This is a genomic window from Mycobacterium sp. 236(2023) (assembly GCF_029623955.1).
Classification (GTDB): domain Bacteria; phylum Actinomycetota; class Actinomycetes; order Mycobacteriales; family Mycobacteriaceae; genus Mycobacterium.
Genome location: NZ_JARSBP010000003.1, coordinates 393,460 through 408,004, shown reverse-complemented (window position 1 = coordinate 408,004; position 14,545 = coordinate 393,460). Strand labels below are relative to the sequence as shown.

The 14,545-nt window shown below is 66.8% G+C and carries 14 protein-coding genes; 3 read left to right on the top strand and 11 right to left on the bottom strand.

Annotated elements, in window-relative coordinates:
* Positions 1-14: 14 nt before the first annotated feature.
* Both purF and P9A17_RS13100 read right to left on the bottom strand, forming a co-directional pair.
* Positions 15-1,556: an amidophosphoribosyltransferase gene (gene purF / locus P9A17_RS13105; RefSeq protein WP_278039076.1), complete on the bottom strand. Its 1,542-nt coding sequence runs from the start codon at positions 1,554-1,556 to the stop codon at positions 15-17.
* 124 nt (positions 1,557-1,680) lie between these two features.
* Positions 1,681-2,073: a sterol carrier family protein gene (locus tag P9A17_RS13100; RefSeq protein WP_278039075.1), complete on the bottom strand. Its 393-nt coding sequence runs from the start codon at positions 2,071-2,073 to the stop codon at positions 1,681-1,683.
* Positions 2,074-2,154: 81 nt separating this feature from the next.
* On the opposite strand from P9A17_RS13100, the gene P9A17_RS13095 reads away from it, so the two are divergent.
* A complete protein-coding gene (locus P9A17_RS13095) occupies positions 2,155-2,559 on the top strand; it encodes a PPOX class F420-dependent oxidoreductase (RefSeq protein ID WP_278039074.1) in 405 nt (134 codons plus the stop codon).
* An 18-nt stretch (positions 2,560-2,577) separates the two neighbouring features.
* On the opposite strand, the gene P9A17_RS13090 is transcribed toward P9A17_RS13095, so the two are convergent.
* The 5 genes from P9A17_RS13090 to P9A17_RS13070 are packed head-to-tail and all read right to left on the bottom strand — an operon-like array spanning position 2,578 to position 8,919.
* Complete coding sequence (locus P9A17_RS13090; RefSeq protein WP_278039073.1) at positions 2,578-3,216, bottom strand: CPBP family intramembrane glutamic endopeptidase; 639 nt, start codon at positions 3,214-3,216, stop codon at positions 2,578-2,580.
* On the bottom strand, positions 3,216-4,937 hold the full coding sequence (locus tag P9A17_RS13085; protein ID WP_278039072.1) for an alpha/beta hydrolase: 1,722 nt from the start codon (positions 4,935-4,937) through the stop codon (positions 3,216-3,218). Before P9A17_RS13085 ends, P9A17_RS13090 begins: the two co-directional genes overlap by 1 nt.
* 16 nt (positions 4,938-4,953) lie before the next feature.
* Positions 4,954-7,263: a phosphoribosylformylglycinamidine synthase subunit PurL gene (gene purL / locus P9A17_RS13080; protein ID WP_278039838.1), complete on the bottom strand. Its 2,310-nt coding sequence runs from the start codon at positions 7,261-7,263 to the stop codon at positions 4,954-4,956.
* A 43-nt stretch (positions 7,264-7,306) separates the two neighbouring features.
* Entirely contained in the window at positions 7,307-7,648 is a 342-nt protein-coding gene (locus P9A17_RS13075; protein WP_278039071.1) for a VOC family protein, read from the bottom strand.
* A 14-nt stretch (positions 7,649-7,662) separates the two neighbouring features.
* Positions 7,663-8,919, bottom strand: coding sequence for a M18 family aminopeptidase (locus P9A17_RS13070; RefSeq protein ID WP_278039070.1), 1,257 nt, complete (start codon positions 8,917-8,919; stop codon positions 7,663-7,665).
* 50 nt (positions 8,920-8,969) lie between these two features.
* Between P9A17_RS13070 and P9A17_RS13065 the strand changes: the two genes are divergently transcribed.
* On the top strand, positions 8,970-9,968 hold the full coding sequence (locus P9A17_RS13065) for a Dyp-type peroxidase (protein WP_278039069.1): 999 nt from the start codon (positions 8,970-8,972) through the stop codon (positions 9,966-9,968).
* A 4-nt stretch (positions 9,969-9,972) separates the two neighbouring features.
* Entirely contained in the window at positions 9,973-10,770 is a 798-nt protein-coding gene (locus P9A17_RS13060) for a family 1 encapsulin nanocompartment shell protein (RefSeq protein ID WP_278039068.1), read from the top strand.
* Positions 10,771-10,856: 86 nt separating this feature from the next.
* On the opposite strand, the gene P9A17_RS13055 is transcribed toward P9A17_RS13060, so the two are convergent.
* From P9A17_RS13055 to P9A17_RS13040, 4 genes are read right to left on the bottom strand one after another with little or no spacing between them, the layout of a single operon-like run.
* Entirely contained in the window at positions 10,857-12,167 is a 1,311-nt protein-coding gene (locus P9A17_RS13055; RefSeq protein ID WP_278039067.1) for a hypothetical protein, read from the bottom strand.
* Positions 12,168-12,174: 7 nt separating this feature from the next.
* On the bottom strand, positions 12,175-12,849 hold the full coding sequence (locus P9A17_RS13050; protein WP_278039066.1) for a hypothetical protein: 675 nt from the start codon (positions 12,847-12,849) through the stop codon (positions 12,175-12,177).
* 50 nt (positions 12,850-12,899) lie between these two features.
* Entirely contained in the window at positions 12,900-14,195 is a 1,296-nt protein-coding gene (locus P9A17_RS13045) for a hypothetical protein (protein WP_278039065.1), read from the bottom strand.
* A gap of 48 nt (positions 14,196-14,243) precedes the next feature.
* The gene (locus P9A17_RS13040) at positions 14,244-14,528 is read right to left on the bottom strand and encodes a type VII secretion target (protein WP_278039064.1); all 285 of its coding nucleotides are present in this window, start codon (positions 14,526-14,528) and stop codon (positions 14,244-14,246) included.
* Positions 14,529-14,545 lie beyond the last annotated feature (17 nt).

Genomic DNA, 14,545 nt, shown 5'->3' with positions numbered 1-14,545 from the left:
ACGACGGCGAGCCGTCAAGGCCTGCGCAGTGCGGAGGCGTTGTCGTTCTCGTTCTGCAGCGGGATGCCGGTGCGGGCCGCCGTCGCGAGCATATGCTCGATGACGTTCTTGCCCAGCGCGGTCTCCCCGGGCAGCTCGATCGGGTAATTGCCGTCGAAACATGCCGAACAGAGCCGCGTCGCAGGCTGTTCGGTGGCCGCGATCATGCCGTCGCGGCTGATGTAGCCCAGCGTGTCGGCGCCGATCGCGCGGCGAACCCCGTCGAGCATCTCGAACTCGTCGGCGGAGTTGCTCGCCGCGTTGGCGATCAGCTCGGCCGGGGTGGCGAAGTCGATGCCGTAGAAGCATGGCCACTTCACCGGCGGCGAGGCGATGCGCACGTGCACCTCGACCGCGCCGGCCTCGCGCAGCATCCGGATCAGCGCGCGCTGGGTGTTGCCGCGCACGATCGAGTCGTCGACGACGATCAGCCGCTTGCCGCGGATGACCTCCCGGAGCGGGTTGAGCTTGAGCCGGATACCGAGCTGGCGGATGGTCTGCGACGGCTGGATGAAGGTGCGGCCGACGTAGGCGTTCTTCATCAGGCCTTGACCGAAGGGGATGCCCGATTCCTGCGCGTAGCCGACGGCGGCCGGGGTGCCGGATTCAGGGACGCCGATCACGAGGTCGGCGTCGATGGGCTTCTCGCGTGCCAGCCGGCGGCCGATGTCGACGCGGGTGGCGTGCACCGAGCGACCACCGATGACACTGTCCGGGCGCGCCAGGTAGACGTACTCGAAGACGCACCCCTTGGGCGTGGGGTTGGCGAAGCGGGTGGAGCGGACGCCGTCGGCATCGATGGCGAGCAGCTCGCCGGGCTCGATGTCGCGGACGAAGGAGGCGCCGACGATGTCGAGCGCGGCGGTTTCGGAGGCGACGACCCACCCCCGGTCGAGCCGACCGAGTGACAGCGGGCGGACCCCGTACGGGTCCCGCGCCGCGTAGAGGGTGTTCTCGTCCATGAAGGTGAGGCAGAAGGCGCCCCGGACGGTGGGAAGCAGTTCGAGCGCGGCCTGCTCCAGTGAGGAGTCGGCGGCGCCGTGGGCCAGCAGGGCACCGAGGATGTCGGAGTCGGTGGTGGCGGTCGCGGCGCCGCGGTTGCCCATCAGGCCTTCGTCGCGCGCGCGGGCCGCGAGTTCGGCGGTGTTGACGAGGTTGCCGTTGTGACCGAGGGCCACGCCCGTCCCGGCGGCGGTGTTGCGGAACACCGGCTGGGCGTTCTCCCACGTGGTGGAGCCGGTGGTGGAGTAGCGGCAGTGCCCGACTGCGACGTGACCCGGCATGGCTGCCAGCGTCTGCTCGTCGAACACCTGGCTGACGAGCCCGAGGTCCTTGAAGACGAGGACCTGCGATCCGTCGGCGACGGCGATGCCCGCGGCTTCCTGTCCTCTGTGCTGTAGGGCATAGAGGCCGTAGTACGTGAGCTTCGCCACCTCCTCGCCGGGCGCCCAGACCCCGAAAACTCCGCACTCTTCTTTAGGTTCGTTCTCGTCCTGAAAAGGCTGCTCGGCGGTCACGATCAGGCTGCTCCCTGGGGGCTGTGGGTGACGTCGCCCAGTCTACGGTGAACGACTGCAAAACGCGGAATCAGGCGACGGTGTGGTGAAGGGAACAACCAGGTTTCATCGTCTGGGCATTCCGTCAGCCGGCAAGTGTGACGAGAGGCAGCGCGCCTGCGACCTCGGTGGCCCGCGAACCCGACATCTGCAGCGCCCCGGCGGCAGCCGCGTCCGCGATCGTCAGGAGACCGGTGGCCAGCAACAGCCAGGTTCGCGGGTCGGTTTCGACGACGTTCGGGGGGTTGCCGCGCGTGTGCGTGGGGCCTTCGATGCACTGGACGGCGACGAACGGCGGCACCCGGACTTCGACGGCGGCGCCGGGGGCGATCGCGGCGAGGGTCCGTGCGGTCATGCGCACTGCCTCGGCGAGTGCGGCGCGGCCCGGCGCGGCGATGGTGTCGTCGCGGAGCCAATCGGCGACCGCTTCGACGGCGGCGCGGGTCTTCGCCGGGTCGGCGGTGCGACGTGAGGCCATGATCTAGGTTCTCAAAGCCTGTGGCGTCACCGGAGAGCAACCCTTGACCTCAACGGTTCTTGAGGTTTTACGGTCAGCCGCATGACCTTCACCGCGTTCGAGATCGACTTCATGAAGCAGGCGGACCTCGGCCGGCTGGCCACCATCCAGCCCGACGGCACTCCGCAGAACAGCCCGGTCGGGTTCTCGTACAACGAGGAACTCGGGACCATCGATATCGGCGGCTACGAGATGGCGAAGAGCCGCAAGTACCGCAACCTCGCCGCCAACGACCGGGTGGCGTTCGTCGTCGACGACATCACGTCGCGTGACCCGTGGCGCGTCCGATGCCTCGAGATCCGCGGTACCGCAGCGCAAGCCGAGGTCGACGGCGCATCCATCATTCGCGTCACGCCGCACAAGGTGATCAGCTTCGGGATCGACGACCAGAAGACCGAGCCGCACGACCTCGTCGTGCACGTCCGCAACGTCGCCGGCGCGAGCTAGCGATTTCGGCGTACTTTGTCACGCTGGCGTTGTCGAAGTACGCCGAAGTCGCCGGGAAACCACAAGGGCTGCAATAGCTCCCGCCTCATTGGCGGCCAGGTGAGCCAGCATCGGGGCGGCCAGGCTCGCGGACTTCGCATGCAACCACGAGAACACCCAGCCGGCCGCGCCGGTGACCAGGACGGTGCCGAGCACCGGTTCGTTGTTGGCTCGGGCGTCGGGGATGTGTGACATCCCGAAGACCGCAGCGGTGAACAGCCGGCCCGCAGCGTCGCCGAATGCCCGGCCGGACACCGTTCCCAGGGCACCCCGGTAGGTCACCTCCTCCGGCCACACCGTGCCGAACGGGATGCCTAACAGCAGCCATCGGCCGGGTGGAGCGGTTGGGCGCCTGTCCCCCATGCCTTCTCGCACCATCGGGACTGCGATGCTCGTGCCGACGGCCAGCAGGACGGGCGCTGCGGCAGCGCTCCCCCATGTCAACCCGCGCCACAGCTGCGGTGGCCGCAAGCCGAGCGGCGGCCGCTCCAGTCCCACGACGGCCAGGCCGAACAGCATCTGCGGCAAAGGGTTCCAGCGTTGCGGCAATCTCGGCGCGATGAAGCTCCAACCGACCAGCACCGCGGCGAGCGCCGCCGCCCGGACGCTGTCGCGCACTAGTAGTCGCCGTCCTCGGATTCGGTCTCGGCCAGCGCAGTGCGGATCCGCTCGGTGTCGTCGCGCGTCCAGCCGTCGGGTGGCGCGGTGCCGGCCCAGCCGTCGAGGATGAAGTCGCCGTAATTGTGTCCGTGCCCGCCGGGCACCGACGCGGCGTTGGTCATGTCGGCGGCCACCTGCCAGAACGTGATGATCGGGTACCAGCGCATCGACGTGGTGCGGTCACGGCCCGGCGGCTCGGAGAGCCAGTCGGGCCGAGTGAACAGCAGATCCTGCGACCACCACACGATCGGATCCGAAGAGTGTTGCAGGAAAAGCACTCTGGGGCTGTCCCACGGCGAGGCCGAATCATCGGCGATCTGTGCCGCGTCGTTGCCCTGGGAGAACCGGACGGTGCGGCCGTCATCGTAGCGCGGTTCCACCTCCGGGGTGCCGGGGTCGCGGCGCACGGTGATGCCATGCCAGAGCGGACTCGCGTTCGGCGGGCCCACCCACAGCACCGAGGAGAATCCCATCCGGGCGATGTCGGGCAGCCAGTCGAAGGCGCCCTGGCCCGCCATTGATCCCAGGCTCTCGCCGTAGAGCACCAAGCGGGGACGCCGGTCGGGCGGCAGTTGCTCCCAGCGCTGGTGGACGGCGTCGATCATCATCCGTCCCGACTCCATCGACTTCTGCTGGTCGCCGAGGAACGAGATCCAGCTCGGCAGATAGGAGTACTGGGAGCCGACGATCGCGGTGTCGCCGTTGTACATCATCTCCAGCGACCGCGCTGCGATCGGGTTGATCCAGCCCGTGCCCGTCGTGGGGGCGATGACAAGAACTTCGCGGTCGAAGGCGCCGGTGCGTTCGAGTTCGCTGAGCAGCACGGCCATTCGCGCTTCGTCGGTGTCGGCGGTCTGAAGGCCGACGTAGGCGCGGATCGGTTCCCTGGCGGGCCTGCCGTTGATGCGGGCCAGTTCGTCGGCATGGGGCCCGGAGCCGACGAAGTTGCGCCCCTGGAATCCGAGGGTGTCCCATGCCGCGAAAGACTCTGGGCTGCCCGATCTTTCGGGCTCCTCCGGTTGGACGACACCATCCCTGGTGGTGGCGTTCTGCGGTTGGAAGACCCGGTTGGCGCCTGCGAGGAAGCCACGCAGGAGAACGCCGTTGACCAATGTGATGACGAGGACGACGACAACGGCGGTGCCGATGAACAGCGCCATCTCGTCGGAGAGGCGCCATTTTCTGATGAGGAAGCGGGCCATCGTCTTGATGAGGTCGATCAGCACCCGCGCGGTCGCGATGCACAGCCCCGCGACGACAATGGCGATGATCAGAAGCCGCAGATAACTCGCCGTACCCGGCCCCTCCATTCCCATCAGGGCCGACACCTGGCGCTGCCAGGCTGCCGCCGGGATCACCATCAGCACGCAGGCTCCCGCGGAGATGACCACGGTGGCCGTCTTGAGTGCGTAGAGCACCTTCGGGGGTGGTGGCCACCGCGCGCTGTGTCTGAGCACGAATCGGCGTGCCATGCGTTCGACGAAGACGCCGATGCCGTAGCCGATCGCGGCGTTGATCCCGCCGATCAGTCCCTGGAACAGCCAGTCGCGCGGCAGCAGCGACGGGGTCAGGGACAGGCAGAAGAACAACGCGCCGACAGCGACACCGGTGAAGTCCAGGCGGAGCAGTCGCCACGCCCAGACGTAGAGGGGGTGTTTCTCGGTGTCGCTGTTGTTCACCTTGAAAACCCGGGCGTCACCCGAACAGACCGGGCAGCACACCCTCCGACGTGCGCCGCAACTCCTCCAGCGTGACCGTGAACTGGCCCTGCACCTCGATCGCGGGTTCGCCGCCTTCGGGGCCCTGGTCGACGACTCCGACGCGGGTCGCGGGCAGCCCCCGCGCCTCGCACATGGCGGTGAACCGGCTCTCCTCGGTGCGCGGCACCGCGACCAGCACCCGGCCCGCGGACTCCGAGAAGAGGAAGACGAAAGGCGCCGTGCCTTCTTGGAAACCTTCGGGAAGCACGATGCGGCAACCGGTTTCGCCGGCCAGCGCCGCCTCGACGACGGCCTGGATGAGACCGCCCTCGGACAGGTCGTGCGCCGCTGAGACAAGGCCGTCGCGAGACGCGGCGGTCAGCACTTCGGCGAGCAGCTGTTCGCGTTCCAGGTCCACCTTGGGCGGTACCCCGCCGAGGTGTCCGGCGCTGACCTGCGCCCAGATCGAGCCGTCGAACTCGTCATGCGTGTCGCCGAGCAGGATCAGCGTCTCGCCGGGCTCGTTGCCGACGCCGGTGCCGATCCGCCGCTTCACATCGTCGATGACGCCCAGCACTCCGACCACGGGGGTCGGCAGGATCGCGGTGGTGCCGGTCTGGTTGTAGAAGCTGACGTTGCCGCCGGTGACCGGAATGCCCAGTGCCGCAGCACCGTCAGCGAGGCCGCGGACAGCCTGGGAGAACTGCCACATGACGCCGGGGTCTTCGGGCGAGCCGAAGTTCAGGCAGTTGGTGACCGCTACGGGCGTGGCTCCGGTGACCGCGACGTTGCGGTACGCCTCGGCGAGCGCGAGCTGAGCGCCGGTGTACGGATCGAGCGCGGTGTATCGCCCGGAGGCGTCGGTGGAGATCGCGATGCCGCGGCCGGTCGCCTCGTCGACGCGCAGCACGCCTCCGTCGGCGTGCTCGGCGAGCACGGTGTTGCCGCGGACGTAGCGGTCGTACTGCTCGGTGATGAAAGCTCGGCTGCACAGGTGCGGGCTGCCGATCAGCTCGAGCAGCGTGGCGCGCAGCTCGTCACCCGTCGTGGGCCGCTTCAGCGACGCAGTGGTGTCGGCGACCAGCGCATCCTGGCTGTCGGGGCGCTGAACGGGACGCTCGTAGACGGGACCTTCGTGAGCGACGGTGCGCGGGGGCACGTCGACGACGGTCTCGCCGTGCCAGGTGATCTCGAGGCGGTCGCCGTCGGTGACCTCGCCGATCACCGTGGCCAGGACGTCCCACTTGCGGCAGACGGCCATGAACGCGTCGACGTTGTCGGGGGTGACGACGGCGCACATCCGTTCCTGCGATTCGCTCGACAGGATCTCCGCGGGGGTCATGTTGGCCGCGCGCAGCGGCACCGTCTCCAGCTCCACCTTCATGCCGCCGTCGCCTGCCGACGCGAGTTCGGATGTGGCACAGGACAATCCGGCACCGCCGAGATCCTGGATGCCGACCACGAGATCGCCCGCATAGAGCTCGAGGCAGCACTCGATGAGCACCTTCTCGGTGAACGGGTCGCCGACCTGCACGCTGGGGAGCTTCTTGCGTCCCGATGACCCGCCCTCGTCGCCACCGAACGTCTCCGACGCCAGCACGGACACGCCGCCGATGCCGTCGAGACCGGTGCGCGCCCCGAACAGGATGATCTTGTTGCCTGCGCCCGAGGCAAAGGCCAGCTTGAGGTCTTCCTTGCGCAGCACGCCGACGCACAGCGCATTGACGAGCGGGTTGCCGGCGTAGCTGGCGTCGAAGATCGTCTCGCCGCCGATGTTGGGCAGGCCCAGCGAGTTTCCGTACCCTCCGACGCCGCGGACGACACCGTCGAGCACGCGGCGGGTGTCGGGTGCGTCGGCGGCGCCGAACCGCAACTGGTCCATCACGGCCACCGGGCGCGCGCCCATCGCCATGATGTCGCGCACGATGCCGCCGACACCGGTCGCCGCGCCCTGGTAGGGCTCGATGTAGGACGGGTGGTTGTGGGACTCGACCTTGAAGGTGGCGGCCCAGCCGTCGCCGATGTCGACGACGCCGGCGTTCTCGCCGATGCCCGCGAGCATGGTCTCGCGCATCTTCGCGGTGGTGGTCTCACCGAAATAGCGCAGATGCACCTTCGAGGACTTGTAGGAGCAGTGCTCGCTCCACATCACCGAGTACATCGCCAGCTCGGCGTCGGTGGGACGGCGACCGAGGATCTCACGGATCCTGTCGTACTCGTCGTCCTTGAGCCCGAGCTCCCGGAAGGGCTGCGGATGATCGGGGGTGGCGGCGGCCCGCTCGACGGTGTCTACCTCTTGGGTCAACCCAGACGTCACCGCGCCAGTCTAGCCAGCGCGGCGGTGCGACTCAGGCCACACAGAACGCGTTGCCCTCCGGGTCGGCCATCACCACCCATTCGAACTCGGGGCCGAAGTTGTTCCGCCCGGTTTCCTTCGCGCCGAGACCGACGAGGCGCGCGACCTCGGCTTCGCGGTCCTCGGCGTGGAAATCGAGGTGCACCTTGTTCTTGCCGGGCGTCGGATCGGGCACGCGCTGGAACCCCAGCGTCGGGCGTCCCTCACTGGCGACCATCACGAATTCGCCTGGCGCAACGGCGTTCACGTCCCCACCCGCGGCGTTGGCCCACCAGTCGGCGAGCCCGTCGGGATCCACACAATCGAAGGTGATCATCTCCACTTTCATTGCCATGCCCCGACCCTAGGTCAGGCCGGTGACAAGAAAGCCGCAAGTGCGGCGGAATAGCTGGCGACATCGGCGGCGCCCATGACCTCGCGCGCGGAGTGCATCGCCAGCTGGGCTGCGCCGACATCCACGGTGGGGATTCCGGTGTTGGCCGCGGTCATCGGACCGATCGTCGACCCGCAGGGCAGGTCGGCCCGGTGCTCGTACCGCTGCAGCGGCACCCCGGCCTGCCGGCACGCCAGCGCGAAGGCCGCCGCGGTGCGACCGTCCGTGGCGTACCGCAGGTTGGGCTGCACCTTGAGCACCGGGCCGGCGTTGACCTCGATGAGGTGACCGGGCTCGTGGCGTTCCGGATAGTTCGGGTGCGTGGCGTGGGCCATGTCGCCGGAGGCGACGATCGAGGTGGGCAGTCGCCGCAGGAAGTCCTCCCGGCTGCCGCCCGCGGCCAGCGTGATGCGTTCGAGCACGGTCAGCAGGAGGTCGGACTGGGCTCCGTGGTCGGACTGCGAACCGACCTCCTCATGGTCGAAGAGCACCAGCACCGGCGTCACGCCGTCGGATTCGGCGATCAGGAACGCCTCCAGACCGGCGTAGCAGGTGGCCTGGTTGTCCAGCCGCGGCGCGCTGACCAGGTCACTGTCGGCGCCGACCAGCCGTGACGGGTTGATGTCGTGGGTCATCAGGTCGAAACCCAGAACATCGGCTGCGGCGACCTCGGCGTGCGCGGCGACGTAGTCGAGGAAGGACCGGGTGCCGCTGCCAACCCCCCAGACCGCGTTGACGTGCCGCTGCGGGTTGAGCTCCACCCCCTTGCGGTCTTCGGACAGGTGGATCGCCAGCTGCGGCACGCGCAACACCGGGTCGTCGATCCGCACGAGCGTGTGCCGGATGGAGGTGCCCTCGCGCACCGAGAGTCGTCCGCTGATCCCGAGATCGCGGTCGAGCCACGAGTTCAGCCAGGCTCCGCCGTAGGGCTGCAGCGCGACGATCTGCCAGCCGGCCAGAAATCGGTCCGGGTGCTGTTTGACCCGCAGGTTGGGGCTGTCGGTGTGGGCGCCGACGATACGAAAAGGAGCGGCGGGAGAACTGGCCGATCGCCACGCGATCAGCGATCCGGCACGCACCACGAAATAATCACCGGCGGCAGGCCACGCATCGCTTTCGGACAATTCGGTGAAACCCGCCGCCAGCAGCCGATCCGCGGCGGTGCGGCACGCGTGAAACGGCGACGGCGAGGCGTCGATGAACTTGCAGAGACCCTGGGGGCTAGCTGGCATCTTTCCATCTTGGCCGGTGATTCCGTTGATCTTGACGCTAGGGTCCATTTGTGCCACGCCCACAGCCCATCCTGACGCCGCTGACTCCGGCGGCGATCTTCCTGGTGGCAACCATCGACGAGGGTGGCGAGTCGGTCGTCTACGACGCGCTCTCGGGGTTCGGCGGGCTCGTCAAAGCGGTCGGGTTCCGCGTGCCCGACGCGAAGCTGACGCTCGTGGCCGGCATCGGGTCCGACGCGTGGGACCGGTTGTTCTCCGGGCCGCGGCCCGCGAAGCTGCACGAGTTCATCGAGCTCGAAGGCGAGCGGCATCGCGCACCGGCGACCGAAGGCGACCTACTGCTCCACATCCGGGGCGGGTCCCTCGATGTGTGCTTCGAGCTCGGCGGAAGGCTGCTGGCGTCGATGAGCGGCGCCATCTCTGTCGTCGACGAAGTCCACGGCTTCAAGTTCTTCGAGCAGCGCGACCTGCTCGGGTTCGTCGACGGGACGGAAAACCCGGACGGGCCCGACGCGGTGACCGCGGTGCAGATCTCCGACGATCCCGACTTCGTGGGCGCCAGCTATGTGCACGTGCAGCGCTACACACACGACATGGATGCGTGGAATGCGTTGAGCGTCAACGAACAAGAGCTCGTGATCGGCCGCACCAAGCTGGAGGACATCGAGCTCGACGACGACGTGAAGCCGGCCAACTCGCATGTCGCGCTCAACACCATCGAGGACGAGGACGGCAACGAGCTCGCGATCATGCGGGCCAACATGCCGTTCGGCACGTTGGGTACCGGGGAGTCCGGGACCTACTACATCGCCTACGCCGCAGATCCGGCGGTCACAGAGCGGATGCTGACGAACATGTTCATCGGCGATCCACCCGGCAACACCGACCGGATCCTCGATTTCTCGACAGCGAAGACGGGCACGATGTTCTTCGTCCCGACGATCGACTTCCTCGACGATCCGCCCCCGCCTGCGGTCGCCGAGCCTGAGGAACCTTCTGTCCCAACCGTTTACACCGGATCTTTGGAGATCGGCAGCCTGAAAGGATGAAGCAATGAACAACCTCTATCGGGAGCTGGCACCGATCACCGATTCCGCGTGGGCGGAGATCGAGCAGGAGGCCACCCGCACGTTCAAGCGGCACATCGCCGGGCGCCGGGTGGTCGACGTGAGCGAGCCGGGCGGCCCGGTGACGGCGGCGGTCAGCACCGGTCATCTGCTCGATGTCCTGCCGCCGGGAGACGGTGTGGTCGCGCATCTGCGTGACGCGCGTCCGCTGGTGCGGTTGCGGGTTCCGTTCACCGTGAACCGGGTCGACATCGACGACGTCGAACGCGGATCGCAGGACTCGGACTGGGATCCGGTAAAGGAGGCCGCCAAGAAGCTCGCGTTCGCCGAGGACCGCGCGATCTTCGAGGGCTATGAAGCTGCCCACATCACGGGCATCCGAAAGTCGAGCTCATGCCCCAACCTGGCGCTGCCCGAGGACCCCCGCGAGATCCCCGACGTCATCAGCCAGGCCCTGTCGGAGCTGCGGCTTGCCGGCGTGGACGGCCCGTACAGCGTGCTGCTGTCGGCCGATGTCTACACGAAGGTCAGCGAGACCACCGCGCACGGCTATCCGATCCGCGAACACCTCAACAGGCTCGTCGACGGTGACATCATCTGGGCGCCCGCGATCGACGGCGCGTTCGTGTTGTCCACGCGCGGAGGCGATTTCGATCTTCAGCTGGGCACCGACGTGTGCATCGGCTACCTGTCGCACGACGCCGACACCGTGCAGTTGTACCTGCAGGAGACGCTGACGTTCCTGTGCTACACGGCCGAAGCCGTGGTCGCCCTCAGCGCCTGAAGCCCTGCACCGCGAGTGTGCGTGTCTGCACAGCGACGCGCCGCGGATCACGCGAGTTCACGCACGCTCGTCGCGCACGAGCACGCTCAGCGTGGCGCGACGAGAGAGAACAGCGTGTCGTTCGTTCGTTGAATCAACGCCGTACCAATCTTCCACACCTCGATGCCTTCGTCTGGCCCCGACGTGGGCATCGCCCACAGTTCCTCACATGTCGTGAGATCGACGGCTCGGGCCGGCGTTTCGTCATTCAAAGCGATGGCGACCTCTCCGTCGGACGCGATGTAGTAGAAGCCGAGCGCGTCGGTCTCGCAGGCGGCGCCGGGCTCGCCTGTCTGCAGATCGAACTGCTGCCACGTCGTGTGCTCGGGGTCGTTGGCGAGAAACAGTCGCGACCGGATCAAGCGCGCCTCGACCTCCGGGACCGTTGCCGGTAACTCGACGAGCACGCGGCCGTCGAGTGTTGTCACGCGATCATTCGACACGGTGGCCACCGCGGGCAAGTCCGCGGACCGCGTCTCCAGCGTCCCACGCTGCTGAAGATCACTGACCATCGCGCCCGAGTCGTCGAAGAACATCACACCACGCTGTCCATCGGCGGCCGTGTACTCGTACCCGAAACCCTGCGGATAGACCATGGCGCGCTCCAACGAAAGACCCTGCGGAGCAGAAGTTTTGACGACTTCACCATTAGCGGCGGAGAACACCACGTCGGCTACCGACCCGCTGTTCTGCACACCGAGATCGGACGGGACGGTGTCACGATTCCAGCTGGCGAACTGCGCGGAGAGAATTCCGTTTCCTGCGACGAACCACGTCAGGTCGCCGCGCGGCCCGATGCCATAAATTCCTGTGCCCTTGACCGTTGCCACCGCGTGATCACCGATCTGTTCCAGCCTCGGCCGGCCTTCACTTCCGGCAACCCGCACATCGGTCACGCCTTCGAAAGTCACAGCGCCGGAGTTCATATCGAGCACCCACGCGGTCGACGGCATCGTGGAATCGCGGGACTGTCCGATGCAAATCATCATCGGGGGGCCGTTGAGCACACAATCGATGGCATCCACCTGGCTCGACGGACCGAGGAGTAGCGGTCCGAAGGTCTTCTCTCCGTTGACCGCATCGAGTCCAAGGAGCCAGCGTTGACCGTCGCCGATGCCGAGAAAGACGCCACGGTTGCCGATGTTGGCGATGGGTTTCACGATCGCCGCCTGCGGAAGCCCGAGTTCGGCTGACGTTGTCGTCCACCCTGGGACTGGCTGTTCGCGCATGGACTCCGCCAGCAGAACCTGCTGCGGCAGTGGCGGAGGTTCCGGCTCAGGTTCCCCTTCGGTGCGACAACCGACGGCGACGAGGAAGACAGCAGCTAACACGATGTGCAACAACGATTTTTGCATCATGTGCCCCTCAAAGTAAGTTGCCGAGCCGCGCGACGGTCCGCCTGTCGGTGAGTTCATCCCGATTCTCGGGATGCTGCCAGTAGAAGCGGAGCAGTTTGCGCAGTTCACTCCCGCCGGGCGTGTACCAGTCAGAAGGTAATGTGCGCGTACGTCCACTGAGCATGGTGAGATACGTCGTGCCGGTACTGATCGGCCGCGCCCGACCGGTCGGAGTGTCGGACACGTCGGCGAGTTCGCCCCATGCGTATGCCGTCGACCCAACTGTGCTTCCCAGTTCAAAGCCTTTGGGCGACAACAGGACATAGCTCATCCCGCGCTTGACGAAGATTTGTTTGAGACTGGGCAGTCCGATCAATACTCCCGCAACGGCGATCCACACGGAGAACGCGCGATCCCCGTATGGCAGCGAAACTTCAACCAAACCCAGCGGAGCGCAGATCGCGTAGAGCGCCATCGCTCCCCACAATCCTGCCGTGGCAAGCATCAGGCTGACATCGACCCTGCGATCGGGCCGGAGCATTACGCCGTCCCTGACGTTGACCCGTATCGACACCCTTTTGGCCGCGACCCGAAGCAGAAGCGACACCATTCCGAAACTGAACACTGCACCGCCCGCGACGACTGCGGCGGTCAGGATTTCGCCACGACTGACCGAGACGACCAGCCACACGACCGACAGCACTCCAGCAGACCCCAGCACCAGGCAGAGGAAGGTGACCGCGACGGTGCCCCTCACGGCGGACACATGATGTTGCCGACCAACTTGCCGACGTAGCCGAAGACGAAACCGCCCGCGACGTTGGCGCCCATCGCGGCGAAGGGGCCAACTCCGGGGACGGCTGCCACAGCGACCGACGTGGCCAGCCCGCCGACGAAGCCTGTCCCGCCCGACCAGGCGGCGATGCACCGCTCTCGCATGGTGTCCGCCGAGACAAGGTCATAGACCATCGTCGCGACGCCAAGTGCGGGCCCACCAAACTTCGCACCGATCCTTACCTTGTCCAGTTCCGCCGCGCTCACACCGAACATTCCCCGCTCGGCTCCCGTCTCGATACCGGAGTACAGGCCGCCGGCCAGGGTCGGGATCGGGTCGTTGAAAAACGAGTCCGGCAGGATCGCCTCGTCACCGCTCGCAGTAATACAGCTACCGGTACGCACGCCGTCGGCTGTCTCGGAGATCGTCATTTTCGTCCCGTCGGCCCAGGAGATGTCAGTCTTCATCCCGCCACCCTCCTGCGGCGTGCTCATCGTGTCCGACACCCACCTGCCGTTCTTGTCGGTGTGCAGCACCCGCGTGGTGCCCGCCGGATACACCTGCTGGCTCGGCAGACCCTGGTCTACGTACTCAGTCACCTCATGCGTACTGCCATCGAGCATCGTGTAGGTGGTGATTCGGTCACCGTTGTGGTCGGTGTGCTCCTCGATGTCGCGAACCGTCGACGCCATGTCCTGGGCTCGTGCGATCTCCTGAAACTGCCTGCCTTGCTCCGCCCCTGGACTCGGCACCTCGTCGCCCGGCGGCCGCGTCAACGGGATAGGTGGACTGCCAGGAAGTTTCGTAGATATCCCTTCCGTAGCCTGAGTTGCGAGCAGACTGGTCGCCGTGGTCGAGTCGGCTTCGTCCAAGGAGATCAACAGCGGATTCAGCTCCGCCTGAGCTGCTTTCGCCTTAGCCTCGAGCTCGGCTGCCCTCTCCGCAGACATCCCTGCCGGATCGATGAACACGACCCATTGATCGGAAACATTCAGCGGACCCGCATCGATCTCGGCGGCCTTCGACTGCAGCTGATTTCGGTAGTGGGCGATCGAGGAGCCGCCCCGCTGCAGATTGGACGCAACTCGTTCGGTGTAGTCCTTGAACGCGGATGCCCTGTCGGTAGCCCTGGAGAACATGCCGTTGGCCGCATTGTGTGCGGCTCCCCGCCACGTCTGAGCCTCGTCCATCCGGTCGATTCCGTCATGCAGTTCGCGAACAGTCTGATAGAACTCGGCACCGGAAGACCGGATCGACGATGCGGCCGTGGCCACGGACTCTGGGTTCCAGCTTTGCAGCCTCGAACGAGTAGGAAGCACGATCTAGAAGAGCTTGGTGAAGTTGCCCGCCAGCGCTTCGTCGGTGACTTCGTAGCTGTCGCCCATACCCCGGACTGCTTCTCCCATAGCGGCGATATCGTTGGCGATATCTTCGGCGATCAGTCGCAGATGCACACCGACCTGGCGCGCGGCCCACTGGGTCTCAGACCCGGGAAGCCCGTCTCCCGCCGTCTCTGCGGTCGTTCCGATGTTCGTCGCAGCGATCGCTGAGGCCGCCGTATTTACCTGCTCCGCGAACGCGCGCAACAAGCTCGGATTTACCAGCACCTTGCCCCCAAATCGGT